The sequence below is a fragment of the Shewanella scandinavica genome (assembly GCF_031932065.1).
Taxonomy (GTDB): Bacteria; Pseudomonadota; Gammaproteobacteria; order Enterobacterales; family Shewanellaceae; genus Shewanella; species Shewanella baltica.
Genome location: NZ_JAUOES010000006.1, coordinates 73,744 through 94,215, shown reverse-complemented (window position 1 = coordinate 94,215; position 20,472 = coordinate 73,744). Strand labels below are relative to the sequence as shown.

General features: G+C 48.2%; 19 protein-coding genes. 8 read left to right on the top strand and 11 right to left on the bottom strand.

Features of this window, described 5'->3' with window-relative positions; genetic code table 11:
* Positions 1–11 precede the first annotated feature (11 nt).
* The 3 genes from pheT to lpxM all read left to right on the top strand — a co-directional run bounded on the left by pheT (position 12) and on the right by lpxM (position 3,742).
* Positions 12–2,399 (top strand): phenylalanine--tRNA ligase subunit beta, encoded by a 2,388-nt coding sequence (gene pheT / locus Q4Q50_RS06670; RefSeq protein WP_311898876.1) that lies wholly within the window; start codon positions 12–14, stop codon positions 2,397–2,399.
* A 3-nt stretch (positions 2,400–2,402) separates the two neighbouring features.
* Positions 2,403–2,699 (top strand): integration host factor subunit alpha, encoded by a 297-nt coding sequence (gene ihfA, locus Q4Q50_RS06665; protein WP_006081370.1) that lies wholly within the window; start codon positions 2,403–2,405, stop codon positions 2,697–2,699.
* A gap of 104 nt (positions 2,700–2,803) precedes the next feature.
* Positions 2,804–3,742, top strand: coding sequence for a lauroyl-Kdo(2)-lipid IV(A) myristoyltransferase (lpxM, locus tag Q4Q50_RS06660; RefSeq protein ID WP_311890796.1), 939 nt, complete (start codon positions 2,804–2,806; stop codon positions 3,740–3,742).
* A gap of 157 nt (positions 3,743–3,899) precedes the next feature.
* Here lpxM and hypA read toward each other — a convergent pair whose 3' ends face one another.
* From hypA to hyaA, 11 genes are all read right to left on the bottom strand, one after another.
* Positions 3,900–4,253, bottom strand: a complete 354-nt coding sequence (hypA, locus tag Q4Q50_RS06655; protein WP_311890795.1) for a hydrogenase maturation nickel metallochaperone HypA — start codon at positions 4,251–4,253, stop codon at positions 3,900–3,902.
* Positions 4,253–5,269 carry a hydrogenase expression/formation protein HypE gene (hypE, locus tag Q4Q50_RS06650; protein WP_311890794.1) on the bottom strand — a complete coding sequence of 339 codons (1,017 nt, stop codon included), beginning with the start codon at positions 5,267–5,269 and terminating at the stop codon, positions 4,253–4,255. Before hypE ends, hypA begins: the two co-directional genes overlap by 1 nt.
* On the bottom strand, positions 5,262–6,401 hold the full coding sequence (gene hypD, locus Q4Q50_RS06645; RefSeq protein WP_311890793.1) for a hydrogenase formation protein HypD: 1,140 nt from the start codon (positions 6,399–6,401) through the stop codon (positions 5,262–5,264). Before hypD ends, hypE begins: the two co-directional genes overlap by 8 nt.
* Before the next feature lie 62 nt (positions 6,402–6,463).
* Positions 6,464–6,709, bottom strand: coding sequence for a HypC/HybG/HupF family hydrogenase formation chaperone (locus tag Q4Q50_RS06640; RefSeq protein ID WP_263205419.1), 246 nt, complete (start codon positions 6,707–6,709; stop codon positions 6,464–6,466).
* On the bottom strand, positions 6,709–7,500 hold the full coding sequence (hypB, locus tag Q4Q50_RS06635; protein ID WP_311890791.1) for a hydrogenase nickel incorporation protein HypB: 792 nt from the start codon (positions 7,498–7,500) through the stop codon (positions 6,709–6,711). The genes Q4Q50_RS06640 and hypB overlap by 1 nt, the downstream gene beginning before the upstream one ends.
* Before the next feature lie 190 nt (positions 7,501–7,690).
* Positions 7,691–10,108, bottom strand: coding sequence for a carbamoyltransferase HypF (gene hypF, locus Q4Q50_RS06630; RefSeq protein WP_311898933.1), 2,418 nt, complete (start codon positions 10,106–10,108; stop codon positions 7,691–7,693).
* Positions 10,109–10,202: 94 nt separating this feature from the next.
* Entirely contained in the window at positions 10,203–12,113 is a 1,911-nt protein-coding gene (locus Q4Q50_RS06625; RefSeq protein ID WP_311898875.1) for a NiFe hydrogenase, read from the bottom strand.
* Positions 12,114–12,116: 3 nt separating this feature from the next.
* Positions 12,117–12,674, bottom strand: coding sequence for a HyaD/HybD family hydrogenase maturation endopeptidase (locus tag Q4Q50_RS06620; RefSeq protein ID WP_006086407.1), 558 nt, complete (start codon positions 12,672–12,674; stop codon positions 12,117–12,119).
* A gap of 7 nt (positions 12,675–12,681) precedes the next feature.
* Positions 12,682–13,356 carry a Ni/Fe-hydrogenase, b-type cytochrome subunit gene (cybH, locus tag Q4Q50_RS06615; protein ID WP_006081382.1) on the bottom strand — a complete coding sequence of 225 codons (675 nt, stop codon included), beginning with the start codon at positions 13,354–13,356 and terminating at the stop codon, positions 12,682–12,684.
* Between the two features lie 19 nt (positions 13,357–13,375).
* Positions 13,376–15,079, bottom strand: coding sequence for a nickel-dependent hydrogenase large subunit (gene hyaB, locus Q4Q50_RS06610; RefSeq protein WP_311890789.1), 1,704 nt, complete (start codon positions 15,077–15,079; stop codon positions 13,376–13,378).
* 3 nt (positions 15,080–15,082) lie between these two features.
* Positions 15,083–16,219, bottom strand: coding sequence for a nickel-dependent hydrogenase small subunit (hyaA, locus tag Q4Q50_RS06605; RefSeq protein WP_311898874.1), 1,137 nt, complete (start codon positions 16,217–16,219; stop codon positions 15,083–15,085).
* Between the two features lie 386 nt (positions 16,220–16,605).
* Here hyaA and Q4Q50_RS06600 point away from each other — a divergent pair, with 386 nt between their 5' ends.
* The 5 genes from Q4Q50_RS06600 (at position 16,606) to Q4Q50_RS06580 (ending at position 20,459) form a co-directional block, all read left to right on the top strand.
* Entirely contained in the window at positions 16,606–17,073 is a 468-nt protein-coding gene (locus Q4Q50_RS06600) for a TlpA disulfide reductase family protein (protein WP_006081385.1), read from the top strand.
* Between the two features lie 3 nt (positions 17,074–17,076).
* Positions 17,077–17,295: a DUF4266 domain-containing protein gene (locus tag Q4Q50_RS06595; protein WP_006081386.1), complete on the top strand. Its 219-nt coding sequence runs from the start codon at positions 17,077–17,079 to the stop codon at positions 17,293–17,295.
* Positions 17,296–17,406: 111 nt separating this feature from the next.
* On the top strand, positions 17,407–18,726 hold the full coding sequence (locus Q4Q50_RS06590; protein WP_107947234.1) for a DUF3570 domain-containing protein: 1,320 nt from the start codon (positions 17,407–17,409) through the stop codon (positions 18,724–18,726).
* 130 nt (positions 18,727–18,856) lie between these two features.
* Complete coding sequence (locus tag Q4Q50_RS06585; RefSeq protein WP_311898873.1) at positions 18,857–19,765, top strand: FAD:protein FMN transferase; 909 nt, start codon at positions 18,857–18,859, stop codon at positions 19,763–19,765.
* 34 nt (positions 19,766–19,799) lie between these two features.
* Positions 19,800–20,459 (top strand): response regulator transcription factor, encoded by a 660-nt coding sequence (locus Q4Q50_RS06580; RefSeq protein ID WP_006081389.1) that lies wholly within the window; start codon positions 19,800–19,802, stop codon positions 20,457–20,459.
* The last annotated feature ends 13 nt before the right edge of the window (positions 20,460–20,472 follow it).

Genomic DNA, 20,472 nt, shown 5'->3' with positions numbered 1-20,472 from the left:
GCTGTAATAGCATGAAATTTAGCGAATCTTGGCTTCGTGAATGGGTAAACCCTTCAGTCAGCCGTGAAGCATTATCCCACCAGATCACTATGGCCGGTCTCGAAGTCGATGACGTTGAAGCCGTAGCAGCCGATTTTAGCGGTGTCGTGATTGGTGAAGTGGTTGAGTGTGGTCAGCATCCCGATGCCGATAAACTGCGCGTGACCAAAATCAACGTTGGTGGTAGCGAACTTATCGATATCGTCTGCGGTGCACCAAACTGCCGTCAGGGTCTTAAAGTGGCCGTGGCTATGGTTGGCGCTGTATTACCTGGCGATTTCAAAATCAAGAAAGCTAAGCTGCGTGGCATGCCATCAGAAGGCATGTTGTGCTCGTACAGCGAGCTTGGCATTAACGTCGAAAGCGATGGCATTATCGAATTGCCATTGGACGCGCCACTTGGCACTGACATCCGCGATTATCTGCAACTTAATGATGCCGTTATCGATGTAGATTTAACGGCTAACCGTGCCGATTGCTTAGGCATGGCAGGTCTTGCCCGTGAAGTAGGCGTGTTAAACCGCCAAGCTGTGGTTGAGCCACAGTGGCAAGCCGTTACGCCAACGACAGATGCCAAAGTTACTATTAACGTTAAGGCGCCAGCCGCTTGTCCACGTTACTTAGGCCGTGTGGTTAAAAACGTTAATGTTAAAGCGCCTACGCCATTATGGATGCAGGAAAAACTGCGCCGTAGCGGTATTCGCTCTATCGATCCTATCGTTGATATCACTAACTTTGTGTTGATTGAATTCGGTCAACCTATGCACGCTTTCGATCTTGCCAAGTTAACGGGCGATATCCAAGTGCGTTTAGGCACTGGCGAAGAGAAAATCACCTTGCTTGATGGCAGCGAAGTGACCATCCCAAGCGATACCTTAGTGATCGCCGATGATGCGCGTCCATTAGCCCTTGCAGGCGTGTTTGGCGGCGAATATTCAGGCGTGAGCGACACGACCCAAGACATACTGCTTGAATGTGCGTTCTTCGCGCCTCTTGCCATTATGGGTAAGTCACGTCGTTTAGGTTTGCATACAGACTCATCACACCGCTTTGAGCGTGGTGTTGACCCTGAGATGCAACACAAGGTTATCGACCGTGCGACCCGTTTAGTGCTGGATATCTGTGGCGGTGAAGCAGGCCCTGTGGTGGAAGCTAAATCAGAGGCTGATTTACCCAAACCTGCACAAATCGTTTTACGTCGCAGCAAGTTAGATCGAATTTTAGGTCACCATGTACCAGACACAGATGTGGTCGAAATTCTACAACGTCTCGGCTTTAGTGTGGTTGTGGACCAAGATAGCTGGCAGGTCACCACTGCGACTTATCGTTTCGATATGGCGATTGAAGAAGATTTGATTGAAGAAGTGGCGCGTATTTACGGTTATAACAATATCCCGAATATCGCACCCGTTGCCGCGCTGCGTATGTCAGATCATAAAGAATCTGACTTAAGCTTAAAACGCGTGCGTGCCTTATTGGTCGCTCGTGGCTTCCAAGAAGCGGTAACCTACAGCTTTGTCGATCCAAAACTGCAAAATCTGGTTCATCCTGGTTTAGACGCTATGGTGTTACCAAACCCAATTTCCAGTGAAATGTCGGCCATGCGCCTGTCAATGTTCACCGGTTTATTGGCCGCAGTTGGCTATAACCAAAGTCGTCAACAGAGTCGCGTGAGACTTTTTGAAACTGGCCTGCGCTTTGTTCCTGATATCAATGCAGAATCCGGTGTAAGACAGCAAGCAATGCTCGCTTGTGTCATTACTGGGCTCCAAAATGATGAACATTGGGCTATGGAATCGAAAACTGTTGATTTTTTCGACCTTAAAGGTGATTTAGAAGCAATTATCGGCTTGACAGTTTCCGCATCAGAATTTAGCTTTAGAGGAGCGACGCATTCTGCTCTCCATCCGGGGCAATGTGCTGAAATATTGAGAAATGATCGAGTGATCGGTCATATAGGTGCAATCCATCCTAGTTTGGAGAAGCCTTTTGGACTCAATGGTAAAACCATCGTTTTTGAGTTGGAATTGGATGCTTTATTGCATACCAGTTTGCCGCTAGCCCAAGCTGTATCTAAGTTTCCAGCTAATCGTCGTGACATCGCCGTCGTAGTAGATGAGAGTGTATCTGCAGGTGATGTAATGAAATTGATAAGAAAAGTTGGCGAAAATCAGTTGGTTGGCATAAACTTGTTCGATGTATACTTAGGTAAAGGTGTTGAACCTGGCAAGAAGAGCCTGGCGATAGCACTTACATTACAAGACACTACTCGTACGCTTGAGGAAAAAGAGATTGCTGAGACCGTTGGTTCAGTCGTTTCTGCCCTTAAGTCCGAGTTCAACGCATCGTTGAGGGATTAAAGTATGGCACTTACCAAAGCCGAAATGGCAGAACATCTTTTTGAAACACTCGGAATGAACAAACGTGTCGCCAAAGAGATGGTTGAGTCGTTCTTTGAAGAGATTCGGGGCGCACTTGAAAGTGGTGAGCAGGTCAAGTTATCTGGCTTTGGCAACTTTGACCTTAGGGACAAGAATCAAAGACCGGGAAGGAACCCAAAAACAGGCGAAGATATCCCAATTTCTGCTCGTCGTGTCGTGACTTTCCGTCCCGGCCAAAAGCTGAAAACTCGTGTAGAAGCAGCAAACACGGGTAAGTAATTTCGTTTGTTTGATGGGAAAGCCACTCCTTAGAGAGTGGCTTTCCTGTTTATTTTTTCGTGCAATATCTCCATTATTTCTATCCACTGTCTGAGGTGAATTCTTTGTCAAGACAGCCCAAACATTTTGACCGTCGTTTTAAACTCGCCTTATTACACCCTAGATACTGGGCCACTTGGTTGGCGATTGGTCTATTAGTGATTTTCGGACTCATGCCCGCATGGCTACGTGATCCCATAGCAAGATTATTGGCAAAAATAGTGATGCCGATTGCCAAAAAGCCCATTAGTGTTGCCAGAGCCAACTTAAGGGCGTGCTTTCCTGAACAATCTGCCGCCGAGATTGAAGCGTTAATCCGCGAGAACGTACAAAACTTCGTTTTGGTCTTGTTAGCTCAGGGCGAATTGCTGGTGCGCTCAAAGGCGCATTTACGTCGTCGAGTCAATTTAATCGGCTTTGAGCATGTGACGAAAGCGCAGGCCGCGGGCCAACCGATCATTTTTATCATGCCTCATGTGTGGCCAATCGATTATGCCGGCTTACGCCTTAACCTTGAGTTGCCTATGGTGACTATGGCCAAAGCCCATAAAAATGGCTTATTCAATTGGTTTAGTAATCGTGTGCGCAGCAGCTGTGGTGGCCATGTGTATATGCGCGAGGCGGGCATTAGGGCGCTATTGGCTGAGCTTAAGCGCGGTAACAGTTTCTTTTATCTCCCCGATGAAGACTTAGGTCCTGAACAAAGCGTGTTTGCACCTTTTTTAGGCACAGTGAAAGCAACGCTGCCTGTCGTTGGGCGTTTAGCGCAGGCGGGGAATGCCCAAGTGTTGCCAGTAAAGATTGGCTACAACCAAGCTACACGTCAGTTTGATCTTACTGTGATGACGGCCGTTGCGCCTGAAGACATGGTAGGCAAAGAAAACGAGGCGTTGGCACTGAACAAAGTGGTCGAGCAAGTTATCTTAGCTTATCCAGAGCAGTATATGTGGTTTCTGCGGGTGCTCAAAACGCGCCCAGAGGGTGAAGCTTCTATCTACAGCTGATGTAGCGTGACTGAAAGTAGTGTGGTTTAAAATGGCTTTGAGCGCTGATTGCTCAAAGCCATTTTTTTGAGGAATATTCTTGCTGATAGGACTCTTTATTGATTGAAATCTTTATCGACTCTGCTGTTGTTAACAATGCAGATTACAAATGAAGGATTTAATCTTCATCTTGTTCCATCTCAAGTTGCATCAGTAGCATATCTTCACCATCGAGTACGCGGGTGCGATAGCTTTGACACGCAGGGCAGATGACCGTGCGCTCACTCAGTACGGATTCAGTCTGGCAGTCTTGGCAAAGTATCACTAGCGGCTGAATTTGCATATTGAGTAGGGCTTCTTTGCAAATCCCATCGAGCTTAAACGTATCGAAGGCCGTTTGTAGCAGGCTAGGTTCAACTCCGCTCATGACGCCTAGTTTGATATCCACTCGGGTGATTTTATAGGCATGATTAGCCAGCGCGTGCTGCTCGCATTGCTCAATCAAGGCACTCACAATTGAATATTCGTGCATCAGCAAATCCTTGGCAGCAGTTCACCCTGGGGAAGATCGAGATAACGCTTGGTATTCCAAGGCGTTCTTAGCACGACTTTCCCTACGAGTTCATCACTCACAGTGCCGATTATCGCTGCATGCTCACAGTGGCCAAAGCGTTGCATGATTTCGAGCGCACCTAAAGCGATGTCGTTGGGGACGGCGAGGATGAAAGTACCTTCGTTGGCAAGATCCATGGCTTCGAAACCATAGAGTTCGCACAGACCTTTGACTTCATCGCTGACGGGAATACTGGCCTCATTCACTGTGATGCCGACATTGGAGGCGACGGCCCATTCATTGAGCACTGCCGATAAGCCGCCGCGAGTCGCATCTCGCATCGCATGAATGGGAATATTGGCGGCAATCAATTGCTCGACTATCGGCCAGAGCGTGGCGCAGTCACTTTGTAATGCTGATTCGAGCGTGAGTCCTTCACGCGCCATTAAAATCGCTGCGCCGTGGCAACCAATATCACGGGAAACAATAATGGCATCGCCCACTGCAATGTTTGCCGCTGAGATATTCGGACGCAAGATGCGACCAATGCCTGAGGTATTAATAAATAAACCATCGGCGCAGCCCTTGGGTACGACTTTAGTGTCGCCGCAGACAATCCGCGCGCCACTTTGTTTGAGCTCTTTTGCCATGCTGCGGACAATAGCCGTTAAATCATTGATAGAAAAGCCTTCTTCGATGATCACGCTACAGCTCAGATATTGAGGCTCTGCGCCCATCATAGCGAGATCGTTGACTGTGCCTGCGATGGCGAGTTTGCCGATATCGCCGCCGGCAAAAAACAAAGGTGAAACGGTAAAAGAGTCAGTGGTAAAGGCGTTGGCGCCGTGCAAATCGAGTTTGGCAGCGTCTTCTTCGCAACGAAGGATTGGATTATCAAACTCGGCAAAAAAAAGATCACGGATCAGTTTATTCATTTCTTTGCCGCCACCGCCGTGGCTGAGTTGAATGGATTTATCTTTTAGCGTATCAGCCATGATGTGGCTCCTTGATATCGATACCTTGATAGCGGTAATAGGCGTTACATGCACCTTCGGAGCTGACCATGCAGCTGCCTAAGGGCGTTTCTGGATTGCAGCCGCGGCCAAAAACTTTACAGTCCTTTGGTTTAGCAAGCCCGCGAAGAATATCGCCACACTGGCAGGCTTTATGATCGTCAATTTCCTTCACGGGTAAGCAGTCTTTAAAGCGCAGTTCGGCGTCCCTGTGGGCATATTCGGGTTTGAGCTGCGGGGCTGAATTGGGGATAGGACCGAGGCCGCGCCAGCGAAATTGTGGTCTGACATTGAAGAATTGATTCACTTTGGCCTGCGCCGTGAGGTTACCGTCTTCCGATACCGCGCGGCTGTATTGGATATCGAGCTCCGCTTTGCCCGCGGCTTTTTGGCGCACAATCCGTAAAATCGACTCCATCACATCAACGGGTTCAAATCCTGCGACAACCACGGGCGTGCCATAGTTTTCGACTGTGCTGCGATAGATTTTGGCGCCGCTGATCACGCTCACATGGGCGGGGCCAATAAAGGCATTCACTCTGGCTTTCGGGTCGTGCATCACGGCATCAATAGCGGGGGGCACTAATACATGATTGATATGGAATAACAGATTTTCGAGTTTTTCGTGCTCGGCCAGCTGCAATAAAATCGCCGTCATTGGGGTTGAGGTTTCAAAGCCGATGGCAAAGAACACTACGGTTTTATCGGGATTGTCGCGGGCAATTTTGAGCGTATCTAAAGGATCATAAATCGGTCGAATATCGCAGCCTTTCGCCCTAAAGCTGGCTAAGGAACCCTTAGAGCCGGGCACACGGATCATATCGCCTAGCGTGACTAAGATGACATTTTCTTGGGAGGCCAGCGCCGCCGCTTGGTCAATGCGCTCTTTCGGCATAATGCACACAGGACAACCTGGACCGTGGATAAACTCAATATTATCAGGCAGTAAATCCAGTAAGCCGTATTTCATAATAGTGTGAGTATGACCGCCACAGACTTCCATGATATTGATTGGTTGCTTAACTAATTTAGCGGTTAACTGAATATCCCGCGCTAAATTGGCAATCGTTTGGGGATCGCGAAAGCCTTGATAGAGGTGTTTTAGTTCAAGCATGCTCTTTCCTCGGTACACTCGATAGGGGTGCGCCTTGCGACTTAATCCTGCACTGCTGATGGTCAGTGTATGGCTTCATTTTCAAGCTTAGTGACGATTTCTTCGTATAGATCAATGCTTTGCTGCGCATCTTCCTTATCAATTTTGTTCATCACAAAACCAATATGGATAAGTACATAGTCGCCAATTTCCAGTGGCTCATTCATTAAATGACTGCTGACATCGCGGCGCACGCCTAAGGTGTCGACTGTAACGCTCTGGCGCTCAATATCGACCGCCACCACTTGGGAAGGTATGGATAAGCACATTATTGTGCACCTTGAATGTTGTCTTTAAGCCAAGCGGCTACTGCCTGCATGGAGTCGCCGTCTTTAATAGAGACTTCAATAATTTGAGTTGCTGGATTGAGTTTTTTAAGCTGCGCTCTGGCTTCGTCCATCTTGAAATCAAAATAGGGCAGTAGATCGCACTTAGTGATAAACACAACATCGGCGCGGCGGAACATCACGGGATATTTCTCAATCTTATCATCGCCTTCAGGCACTGATAGCAGCACGATATTTTTGTGTGTACCTACGTCATAACTGGCTGGGCAGACAAGATTACCGACGTTTTCAACGAAACAAATATCCAGCCCTTCAAGTGGCAGATGATGCAGGGCACCGTGCACCATAAACGCGTCGAGGTGACAGGCACTGCCCGTTTGAATTTGATAGGCCTTAATGCCTTTCGCGATTAAGCGGTCTGCATCGCGGGAGGTTTCTAAGTCGCCTTCAATCACCGCATAGTTGAGCTTGGTGTATTCTTTGAGATTTTCTAAAAGGGTCGTTTTACCGCTGCCCGGGCTACTCATGATGTTGAAGGCAGTAATGTTATGTGCCTCAAAGTGGGCGCGGTTATGACCTGCTTCGACATCATTTTTATCTAAAATTTTGTGGATGACTGACAAGGTTTTTTTATCGTTTAACTGAGGATTGGTGTGTAACTCTTGATGGCTATGCTCATGAGTATGTGAATGATTATGCTCATGGCTATGGGCATGCGCGCCTAGATGATCATGGTCGTGGCGGGTAAGGGAGCAGCCGCAGTCTTTACACATTTTACCTCTCCTTGAATCGGCATAGTGCGAGGACTTTGCCTGACGAATTGTGAATGCTGATATACGGATCGTTAATTTGGTTACGCTAATGTTGAGTGTGATACAAATTGCACTGCAGATCTTTGATGTTCGTCAGGTTTATGGGGATAAAAATGGCGAGCGAACATCAGGGGTTATCAAATAAGTAAGGTTATTGACTCTGATGAATGCCATACCAAAGTTGGCCTAGGGCGATGCCGCCATCATTGATGGGTATCTGTTGACTGGATAACACTTTATTGCCTTGGGCGCTGAGCTTGCTCAGGCAGTATTCCAATAGGTATTTATTTTGGAATACGCCGCCGCAGAGCACGGTTGGGAGGTGTTGATACTGGGCGGCATAGTCGCAGATAGCATCGCCTAATGTGTGTAAAAAGGCGCGGGCGATGGCATAGCATCTATTGTCTGTTAGCGGTTGTGCTGTAATCAATTCAACAATTTGCTTGAACATGTCACTGCTTCGCCACTGGTCGGTGTCAAGAGGTAAGTTAAGCGAAATGACTTCAAGGGCTAATGCATCGGCGCGATTGGCCGCGGCTTCTATCGCCATGCCCGCTTGGCCTTCAAACAGTGTTGTTTCGATTAAGCCTAAGGCGCAGGCGAGGGCATCGAACAGTCGCCCGACAGAGGAGGTTTTTATCGCGCTGCCGTTCTGCCAGATCTTATGTAAGTTAGTCAGAGTGTTTGGGCGCATGTTGTTTAATATAGGTAATTGCAATGTGAGTACAGCATCGAGGCTCATTTGCTCGAATAATAATGCCAGTAATAACCGCACGGGTTGCTTAATTGCTTGTTCGCCGCCCAGTAGCGCTATGGGCTCAAAATGGGCCAGTCGCTGCGTTTTATCCAGCGTGGTTAATAACACTTCACCGCCCCATAAACTGCCATCGTCGCCAAGCCCAGTGCCATCAAAACTAAAGCCCAATACAGGCTCTCGATATTGATTAACTGCCATTACGCTGAGCACATGGGCATGGTGATGTTGTACCGTTAAACATTGGCTTTGGCTGCTATTGCGCAGTTCTGTGCTCGAGTTTGAGTGCATTTCAGCCCAGCGCGATGGGGCATAATCTGGGTGTTTATCGCGAACAATGAGATTGGGCGCAAAATGATACAACCGCGCGAAGGTCGCTAAGGTGCGCTCAAAATACTGCTCGGCGCTGACACTGAACAAGTCGCCAATATGGGGACTTAAAAACACATTATTGCCAAAGCCTAAGGCGATAGCATTTTTTTGTTGTGCACCCACGGCCAAAATTGATTGGGACAGCGGTATCTCTAAGGGAAAACTTAACGGCGCATAACCACGGGCGAGACGCAGTACTTGCACCTCTGCAGGCGAATCCATGTGGGGCTGAATCACCTGCACCACACTGTCATCACAACCATTAATAATCGGCCGATTATGATCGACTATCGCATCCGCAACATGGCTTAAGTGGCGAATAAGTTCATCACAATTTGTGATGATAGGTTCTCCGGACACATTAGCGCTGGTCGCAACCAATGGCCCTTTGAAGAGACCTAACAGTAAATGATGCAGTGGTGTGTAGGGCAAAAATACCCCGAGTTTATTCAGATTGGGGGCAACCGCTGGGCTTAGATCATGTTCGGCGCGGCTGCTCATTAGCACTATGGGCCGCTCCTGCGAACTCAGTACTTGCCACTCAGCATCCGTCCCTGTGACATAGTGCTGCGCCATCTGGATATCCGCCATCATCACAGCTAGCGGCTTGGCTTGGCGCTGTTTTCGCAGCCGGAGTTTGTTGACTGCTTTGTCGTTACGGGCATCACAGATTAAGTGAAATCCGCCCAGTCCCTTAATTGCCAGAATCTGCCCTTGGTGTAATCTGTCAGCCGCCGCTTTTAGTACCGCCAAATCCGTATTCAATTCAGGTGTGCTGAAATTAGAGGTATTGGGAATGATGTATTCCCCTTGGGGTGTTTTTAAACTGAGTCTGGGGCCGCAGACTGGGCAACTGACTGGCTGAGCATGATAGCGGCGATCGAGTGGGTTTTGATATGCTTTGGCGCACTCGGGGCACATGTCAAAATCGGCCATGGCGGTATTGTGTCTATCGTAGGGTAAGGCATTGATTATGGTGTATCTTGGGCCGCAATTTGTGCAGTTGGTAAAAGCATAGCCAAAGTGGCGATCATCAGGATTATGCATGTCGTTCAAGCAATCTTGGCAGGTACTTTTATCCGCAGATACCGCCACCTGCGCACCTATCGGTGAACTTGGGTCATCTTCCTCATGGCTGTCGCTTTTTATAATTTCAAATGTGGTTTCGCTTAGCAAAATCGGCAGCGGTGTTTGGATTATATTGTCGATACGGGCCAGTGGCGGTGGGGTGGTATTGAGCGTTGTGATAAATTGCGTGAGGTTTTCTTCCGTGCCTTGCAGCTCAATGGTCACGCCCTTGGCATTGTTGAGCACAGTACCTGTCAGTTGACACTCAAGGGCATAACGATAGACAAAGGGGCGAAATCCCACCCCTTGCACTATGCCAGTGATGTGCAGCTGACAACGCTTTAGCGCGGCACCCTTGTGGACAAGGTATTCCAATGCCAGCCTGCGCTTTATCTGCAGATCACTGTGCTTTTTGTGGCGACTATTATGTCTATGTGGCTGCATGCGTTGTGACTTAACTTTTGGCCTCCTAATCATGGGTATTCAGTTGGCGCTGCTTAACGTAAAGTGCGCCAACGGCTAAGTTATCGCCGTCTAAATCTAGACTACGATTGATCACTAAGGGGAAGTTTTTGCCTAAGCGTAAACTGATGCGTTTACACAGGGTTTCATTCGTTAATTCATTGCCCGCTAAGGCAACATTGTGCACGCCGATATTTAAATCGATATGCTCGATCCAGTTAGAAAGATAGTCCGCCAGCGAGTCTTGCATCGCAAAGGCGAGTTGACTCGGGTCGTCATTACCTGCGATACGAAAACTCAAGACTGTGCCTAAGGTTTTACACCAATTCAGGCTGCGGTGGGCTTCACCTTTGGTCAGTGGATAATCGATACGTGGGGCATTGGCGCCGTGGTAACGCATGGCGGCGGCCATCAGTGCATCGCTGAGTCTTTCTTGGCTTTGCGTTTCTTCTTGGGGATTGAGGCCAATTAAAATGGCGGCGATCGCCCACAAACTTTGCAAGTTGTCCCGTCTGCCGTGAAGCTTTAGGCTTAGGAGTTTTAAATAATCGTCGGGGAACAGGCTTTTAAACTTCTGTGCCACGGCTTTTTGTGGGCTGCTGTCCAGTTGATGGAAAATTTCGTAACCGTTATCGGGCAGCTCGGGCAAGGCAAAGAAGAGTTCAGTGTCGCCCTTGTTATCACAGGTGACAATTTGACTGGCGTGGGTATGGCTTAAGTAAATGACCGCGGCATTTTTTGCCTGTCTGTGGCTGGTAAATTTACCGTTAAGTAAGGCACTGAATAACGCTGCGTCCGCGATGGTATGATTTTCGGTATCGCTAGCGTGTGACGTGCCAGCATGCTCAATTTCACCATTAGCGGCACCTGTATTAGCGGCAAAGGTGTTAGCAGTGTGAGTCGCTTCACTCGATTGAGCTAATACCGCCACACTCAGTTCGCCTTGATGGGAACGTGACCGTTTCGCTGCTTGCCATTGGGCTTGATAACCGTGAAGGCTGACTTTTTCCCTTAAGGGTTCTGGGGCGATAAAGTGCTTGGTTTGAGCCTGCGTTGAGCCTAAATCTTTGCTAGCAAGTTGCGCCCAAGCGCCATCGACCCACGCGAGTTTCGGCCTATTATGCTTACCTTGGATATAAACCCAATCGATCCCTTTTTGCCGCAACACTTCGGCGAGTACTAAAATCACCCGGCTGTAGGCAAAACAAATGTCGTACAGCGGCGCACTGAGTTTGTCGTGCTCTTGCGTGGGTCTGGCGCAGATAAGCGGCTTTTCAATACTGGAAAGCGCGAGCACCTGCGCATCATTCAGGCAGAAATGGGCGTTTAGCGTATTGGGATTACAGATTAACAGTTGTGGCCGCTCGCCTAAGGGCAGAGCAAACGGTGTCAGGCTGAGTTGTAGATCATCGGCGGCCGCTAATGTCAGTGGGCCTTGTGTCAGCAGCCCCTGTGCCATGGCTTTTATATCTGACAAGGTTAAGGCTTTTTGCGCTGGTGTTAATTGTGTTTCGCCCTTGCAGCAAGGGCAGGCTAAATCTAGCGCGCCAAACTTCGCCGACTGATTATCGCCAATCAGCGGATAACATTGCTGGCAAAAAGGCGCGATGGCAGGACTTGATCCAGACTGTGAGTAGGGCAGTAAGGTTTTGCCGCCTTGGGGCTCGTCGATGACCTTAATGCCGGAGTCAATCAACCAAGCGGAAATCAAAAAGTCCGCGGCAATGGCATCGGCCAGTTGCTCGAGTTGAGTCTGCTCGCCCTGGGCTTCAATAAAGTAACTGTGCTGACCAAAGTCCTGTTGCCCATCACAGCCTATGCTGATGTTCAGCGCATCGTAATTTAGGTATTGATTACATAAATGCGCGTACAAAGGCACCTGACGTGAACAGGTAAAATCAAATCTGATGTTTTTCATTTTCTATATACTTTCACCAGTAGTAACGCCGCGTTTATAAGAGTCAGGGATCAGCGAGTCGATACTGTGATCGGCAATACGCGTCGCAGTGAACCCAAGGGAGGCTAAGTGGGATAACAAGCTTGATTCCATTAACGGCACTGCGGCGGCGACTTTAGGGGTCAAACCCAGCACCATAGGTTCGAGCACGGTTGGGGTGACGCCCAGCACAAAGGTCTTAGGTCTGTCGCCAACCATTTCCATCATATTGAGGGTTTGCAGCATTTCGACTTCATGGGCGCTGCCTTGCCAGTCGATTTCCTTCGGAGCCTTATCAAAATCGAAGAAGTAGACCTCGCCCGCTTCTACGCCATTGGCATTGACAGTATCGACCACGATTAAATAATCATATTGGCAAATAATGGGAATGAGTCCCTGAGCCAAGGTGCCGCCATCGAGCAGCTTCAGCTGGTGAGACTCATGGGTAAACTGATAATTATCAGCTATATAATTGACAAAATGTACGCCGATGCCTTCATCGGCGTACAGGACATTGCCAATACCGAGTAGCAATATCTTCATTGGACTCCTAGTGGTGTGAGTCTGGCTTTGGGTAGTCATAGCCAGAGACAATCGAGTCAACTGAGTTATGTTTGAAGCGTATCCCTGACCAAACCGCCATATAGACGTGGATAACCACAAAGATAACAAATGCCCAAGTTAAGTAGTGATGGAAAATCCTAACCTGTGCCAGCCCACCCATTTGTGCCGTAATCCAAGCGGCGCTGCCCCAAAGCATCCCACCTAAACCTTGGTGATACACATTGGCGTACAACACCAGACCCGTTATACATATCACAAGAGCGACCAGTGAGATTGCTACATAAGTCACAAATTGCAGCGGTCCATAGACACCCGCTTTATGTAAGTGCCCCATCCATAAGTAAGATTTCAACTGAGTGATCCAGCTTTTTACGCTCATGACATCGCGAAATGAGCGCCGCTCAATGTCGCTTCGACTGAAAAAATACAGGTAGAAGCGGACTAAGGTGATCGCGGTCAATACAAAACCGCAGATCAAATGAGCGAAGCGGATCCAGCCTTGTACGAGCACATCCGTACTTTCAGGCGCCACAAGAAACGGCCAAGCAATATAGAATCCGGTGATCACCAACACTAAAATAGACAGTGCCCTGAGCCAGTGGAAAATCCGTATTGCCGGACTAAAAACCAGTGTCCGAATGCGGGTTGCAGAATGGTTCATTTTGCGTTCCCTCCCTCGATTATTGACCATTGGGGCTGACACGGAACTCGCTCAATGCCTGACCTTTAAAATCCATCACGTGTACAGAACACGCCATGCAAGGGTCAAATGAGTGAATAATACGTATCACCTCAAGGGGCTTAGTAGGATCTTCCAGTTTCAAGCCAATTAAAGAGGCTTCATAGGGACCCATTTTTCCGTTGGCATCCACAGGTCCTGCGTTCCAGGTCGTCGGTACTACGGCTTGATAGTTCTCTATCACTCCATTTTTGATGCGGATCCAATGGCTTAACATGCCGCGTGGCGCCTCAATCATGGCGTGACCTATGTACTCTTTGCTCGGGTCGATATTGGGTTTCACATAGGTTGATTCATCAGACTGGATATTCGTCAGCAGCGCATCGAAGGTTTTTAATCCTTCTTGGGCGACGATAACTGTCTGTAACATACGGGCTGCGGTGCGACCTAAAGTGGTAAATAGGGCGGCAACGGGTAAGCCAGTGCGAGCAAGCAGGGCATTGACCGAATCCACAACCACCTTGTTACCACGGGCATAGCTCACCAATAGGCAGGCTAATGGGCCCACTTCGACGGGTTCACCTTGATAACGGGGTGATTTCACCCAAGAGTATTTGCCATCACCATCCAGCGTTGGCAGCTTGCCGTAGACGGTATCGCGTTCAACAAAACCAGTGTAATTAGGAATCGTTGTACCGTCATAGGGATGCTGCGGCGCATCGGCGCTATACCAAGCATGGCTAACGTCTTCAGCAATCAGATCTGGGTTTACATCGCTGACACCGGCAAGGTCGCCATTCATGATCACGCCTTGATTGAACATGTATTCGCCATTGGCTAACACAAAGTCATCGGTCGCCATGAAGTTTTTCACATTCACGCCACCCAGCACGCTTGGCTCAGTACCAAAGGCTTCGGCCGCCATCACGATATCCGCTTGATAAGCACGCAGGATAAAGTCAGTCACGGTCGCATGTTTTTGCTTCCATTCCTGCAGGCGAGCAGGGCTTAACATGTCACGCACCGACGTCACACCACCAACAACAACGGATTGTGGATGTGGAGATTTACCGCCAAAGATGGCCAGCATTTCCGCCGCAACACGTTGTACTTCAAGCGCTTTAAGGTAGTGAGAAAGTGCGATAAGGTTTTGCTCTGGAGTAAACTTATAGGTGCCATTGCCCCAATAAGCGTTGGCAAATGGACCTAATTTTCCTGTTTCGACAAAGCCTTTAACTCTTTCTTGCACGGCTCTTAAATCACCTTCACCCGCCGCTATGGGATGGTCTGTGTATTTCAGGGCAACTTGTGCCGCTTTAGCAGGATCGGCGCTCAGTGCAGACACCACATCCACCCAATCAAGACCGTGTAGATGGTAGAAATGCACAATATGGTCGTGCATGTATAAAGAGGTTTGCATTAATGAACGTAAGTATCTCGCGTTCAATGGAATTTGAATTCCTAACGCATTTTCAACCGCTTCAGTACCGCAGCGGTAGTGGGAATAGGTACATACGCCACAGATACGTTGCACAATAAGGCCAACATCCATAGGCGTGCGGCCTTTGAGAATGACTTCAATACCGCGCCAAAGTGTGGAGGATGACCAAGCCTTGTTGATGACGTTATTTTCATCAACTTCGACTTCGATACGTAAGTGACCCTCGATACGTGTGATAGGGTCAATAACAACGCGCTTGCTCATGGGTTATTCCTCCAGCGGTTTGGCAAAAATACTGGCAACGGCATGGGCTCCAATGCCCACCACTGTCGCGCCTAAAATCACCGCACCAATAGTATCTGCGGTCGCATCCAATCCATGGAGGAGTTGACGGCCAAGGGGTTTTTCAAAGTCAGCCATATCGTCCCAGAAGTTAGGTTCTGAGCAACCCATACAACCGTGTCCAGCGAGTACTGGCCAGCTAGTGTGATGGTTAAAGCGCTCGGTTGGGCAGTTGTTGTAGGTGTAAGGACCTTTACAACCGACTTTATAAAGGCAGTAACCTTCTTTCGCACCGTGATCGCCAAATTCTTCAACGAATTCACCAGCATCGAAGCGGCCGCGGCGTTCACAGTTATCGTGTACCCGTGCGCCGTAAGCCCATTTAGGTCTATTAAACATATCCAGCGCAGGTAATTTTCCGAACATGATGAAGTACATCAAAGTGCCGACTATGTTCTTTTCGCTCGGTGGGCAACCGCCTAAGTTAATGATGGGTTTACTGACCACTTCGTGCACGCCTTTCGCCCCCGTTGGGTTTGGATAGGCAGCTTGCACGCCACCAAACGCCGCACAGGTGCCGACAGAGATAATCGCGGCGGCGCCTTCTGCAGCATGTTTGATGATTTCTAATCCTGTGTGACCTTTACAGCCCACAGTGAGGAAGCTGCCGTTATTGGCGGTCGGAATCGCCCCTTCAACGGCCAGTAAATAGCGGCCCTTGTAGGTTTCGAGTGCATTTTCGAGGTTTTCTTCGGCTTGCCAACCCGCAGCAGCCATTAAGGTTTCGTGATATTCCAAGGATATATGATCAAAAATCAGCGAATCTAGATTGGGGGTATCGGTACGAATTAAGGATTCTGAGCAGCCAGTACATTCGGCCATGTGTAACCAGATTAAGGGTACACGGTCGGCTAATTCGGCAGCTTCGGCTACTAAGTTACTAAAAGGGAGCGGCAATGCGAGCATGCTCGTCACCATGGCACTCCACTTCATAAAATCACGGCGACTAATGCCGTGCTGTTGCATTTTTTCAATCAGCGATTGTTGTTGACGGGGAGCGAATTGGCGTAACGCATCTAAGCGCGCCTTTCCCTGTTCATATAGGGCTGCATGTGTGTCCATGGGTCAACCTTTTTTGTTATTTAAATGTAAATTGGTAAGGGTTTACATAATTGACAGGGTCAGTTTAGGCCGTTGGAGTGTAAAGATTCTTGATGTATATCAAGAATTTTCAAGAGATGTGATAGAACTGAATTTGACATTTAATTAACATGACGCAGATCTAATTTCACTTTTTCTAATGGGACAAAATGTCTCATATTTGCCATTTTGGATGAAATCGGTCACTTTATCGGCGCTCATGTTATTTAAGGTTGCGCTGTTGAAAATGCCGACCTTAAGTGGGGGAGTCTGTGCATACGGCTTAATTGGACTAATATCAGCTTGTTTAAGAAAACCTTAAGATTCAGTTAATAGATTCAAAGGTAATCGTTAACGCGGAATATTCTATGAAGAAAATATTGTTGTTACTCAGTTTAATGGCTGCTGGCGTACAAGCCGCGCCGTCGTTGGATCATCAAGTGTTTAACGCGCAGAACCAAGCTGTTTCCCTGAGTGAGTTTAAAGGCAAAGTCGTCTATGTCGATTTTTGGGCCTCATGGTGTGGGCCTTGCCGTAAATCCTTTCCGTGGATGAATGAGATCCAAAAAAAGTATCAAGATCAAGGTTTGGCCGTCGTGGCAATCAACCTAGATACAGATAACGAGTTAGCCCAAGAATTCTTAAAACAAGTCCCCGCCAATTTTTCAGTGCGTTTCAATCCAGAAGGTGATGTCGCGCGCAGCTTCGATTTGCTGGGTATGCCGAGCAGTTTCATGTTCAATCGCCAAGGTCAGTTAGTGCAGCATCATGTTGGTTTTTATGCCGATAAAGCCGCTGAATACGAGCAAGAGCTCGTCAGTTTACTGAAGGAGTAATTTATGCTTAAACCCGCATTAGTCGCAGTCACACTCATTATAGGTTTGAGTGGTTGTTCAAATTTAGGGGTGCAGCCGTGGGAGAAAGGCCAGTTGGCACGTGCTGATATGGCGCTCGACAGTGAAAAGCTCGATCTGGCGCTCGATGACCATATTTATTTTAGTAAAGAAGGCAGTAGCGGCGGTCGTGCCTTTGCCGGTGGTGGATGTGGCTGTAACTAAACTCTCCGTTGGTGTTAGTTGCCCTTAGATGTAACGAATAGATGTGATGAGCTCTGGGGCGAAATCCCGCGGTATTGAATAGATGAAAGTGACCTACAGGTGTTGTCAGCTATGACCCAAAAAAAGAATCAAATAAATGCAAGACAATCGAAACAGATTGCGGGTGCGTTAGCCTTAGCCAGTTGTGGATTGTTTGCCACCAGTGGCCACGCGACTGAATTATCTAAAAAAGCAGACGACTGGAAGGTCGATGCTGCTTTAATGTATTACGGTGAGCAGGATAGAGTACAGGCCGTTGAAGCCATAGGTACAGCACAAAAAGCCTTTGGCGATGATAGCATGCTGGATCTCAAACTGGTGGTCGATAGCTTAACCGGTGCCTCGGCTTCGGGCGCTGTGGCTCAAAGTACCAGCCAAACCTTTACTCGTCCTTCGGGCAATGGCCAATACAGTGTGGCAGCGGGCGATACACCGCTCGATGACACGTTCCACGATACCCGCGTTCAAGGCAGCGTTAATTGGGCCCAAGCGCTTAATTCAGACTGGAAAGTCAACGCTGGGGTCTATGGTTCAAAAGAATTCGATTATATGTCAATGGGGCTCAATGCCAGTATTGAGCGCGGTTTCAACAAAGACAACACTACGTTATTTTTAGGCACAGCTTACAGCTTCGATGTGGTCGATCCTGTCGGTGGACGTCCGGTGGATTTATCCTCCATGGCGGTTCGCGATAACTTCGCCAGTGAAGCCGCCTACCGCACCGCATTTGATGCGACTCGTCAAAGTGGCAGTGATAACAAGCAAACCGCCGATGTGATGTTAGGCATCACCCAAGTGCTCAGTCAGCGCTGGTTGTTGCAGGCCAATTACGGCTTATCGAGTGTCAATGGCTATTTAACCGATCCCTACAAAGTGCTCAGTGTGGTGGATAATAATGGCATTACTCAGGATCTCTTGTATGAAAGCCGCCCCGATGCTCGCTTGAAGCATAGCTTCTATGTGATGACTAAAGGCGCGTTGGATGCGGGCGTGGTGGATTTTTCCTATCGTTATAATACTGATGATTGGGATCTCACATCGCACACCTTAGAAACCCATTACCGTTATTACTTTACGGGCAATTTTTACGGTCAATTGCATCTACGTTATTACCAACAAACGGCGGCTAACTTCTATCAACCTTTCTTGATGGCAGATACGCCACTGCCCGAGTTTGCCAGTGCCGACTATCGTATCGGTGATATGTCGGCTTATACGATAGGGATTAAATTTGGTCATAGATTATCGGGCGGTCATGAGATGTCGTATCGCTTAGAGTATTACCAACAGGATCCGAAAAATAACGGTACGACTATCCCAGGAGAGTTGCAAAACTTTGATCTGTTCCCGACGCAGAAGGCAATAACAGCACAGTTTAGTTATTCTTTTTAATACGAAATAATGCTACTGACTCAGATAGCAAGGCGTTAAACTGTATGGGTAGCTTAGCTACCCATACTCAATTTACCCCTGAGCTTATTTAAGCTGAATTCCAGTGGGGTGCCATGTAAAGAGGTGATTTATGATGTCGACATCATCCCTAAAAACCGCACTTTATTCGCTGCAACGCCGTGATTGGGGTTATGTGGGCGAATTTAGGGCCATGGCGAGTCCCTGTGAAATACTCATTGCATGTGATCAACTTGATATTGCCGACGATATGTTGGATATGGCCGTCACTGAGGCGCTGCGTATTGAACATAAGTACAGTCGCTTTATTGCGCAGAACTGTCTGTGGCAATTAAACCATGCCTATGGTCATAAGCAGCTTATTGATGAAGAAACCTGGCAGTTATTGGCTTTTGCCAAACAATGTTTTCAGCTTAGTGATGGATTATTTGATATCTCTGCAGGGCCGTTAATGGAACTGTGGCGCTTTGATCCCAAAGCCCAATTGCCCGAACATGCCCGCATACTTGCCGCGAAAGCCTTAGTGGGGTTTGAGCGTATCGAGTTTGATTCGCGCCATATTGAGATGCCAACGGGCATGAAATTGGATTTTGGTGGCGTAGCTAAGGAATATGCGGTTGATAGAGTCGCCTATGAGTTGGCTGAATGTTATCCAGATATTCCTGTGTTAGTGAATTTTGGCGGCGATATCGCCTGTCCTGTGTCCAAAGTGAACCCATGGCAGGTGGGCATTGAAGATCCTCGCCATCTCGATCACGCGGCCAGTGTACTGGCTATTAGCCAGGGCGCATTAGCGACCAGCGGCGATACACGGCGATTTTTTGAAGTCGATGGAAAGCGTTACGGCCATATTGTCGATCCACGCACTGGCTACCCTGTCGTCCATGCGCCGCGCTCCGTGACTGTGTTAGGGCCAAATTGCGTGACCGCGGGAATGCTGGCGACTATGGCCATGCTACAGGGCCAAGATGCGGAAGCATTTTTACAGCAACAAGATGTTAAGTTTAGTATTTTCCGTTAAGGGTTCTTTTAAAAGGCTCTGTTAAGGACATTGAATGCGTATTATGTTGGTTGAAGACAATGAGTTATTGGCCCAAGGGATTTGCTTGAGTTTGGCAAAGCTGGGCATGCAGGTTGATCACCTTAATAGTTATCAGCAAGCATTACAGGGTGTTAAAAATGAAAGCTTCAGTGCCATAGTGCTCGATCTGGGTTTACCCGACGGTAACGGTAAAGAGTTACTTAAAGCTTGGCGTCAGCAGGGAGTGTCAATTCCTACAATAGTCCTGACCGCCAATACTGATTTTGACACTAAGCTCGAATGCTTAGACATGGGCGCCGATGATTATCTCGGTAAACCTTTTGATGTGCGTGAATTGGCCGCGCGCATTCGCGCCATTGTCAGACGCCAGTACGGGCTCGATCACAACAGTTTGATTATTGGCGCGCTGTGTATTGATTTAAATACCCGTGAAGTGACCTTTCGCGATCAAAATGTGCTGCTTTCACGGCGTGAATTCCAATTATTGCTTGAACTCGCACAATCAGCTGGGCGCGTATTGACGCGCAGCCAACTGGAACAGTTAACCTATGGTTGGGATGAAGTCGGCAGCAACTCGATTGAAGTACACATTCATCATTTGCGTAAAAAGCTCGCCAATGAGCTGATTAAAACCGTGCGTGGAATCGGCTATACCTTGATTGAAATAAATTAATTCGCTGAATTAA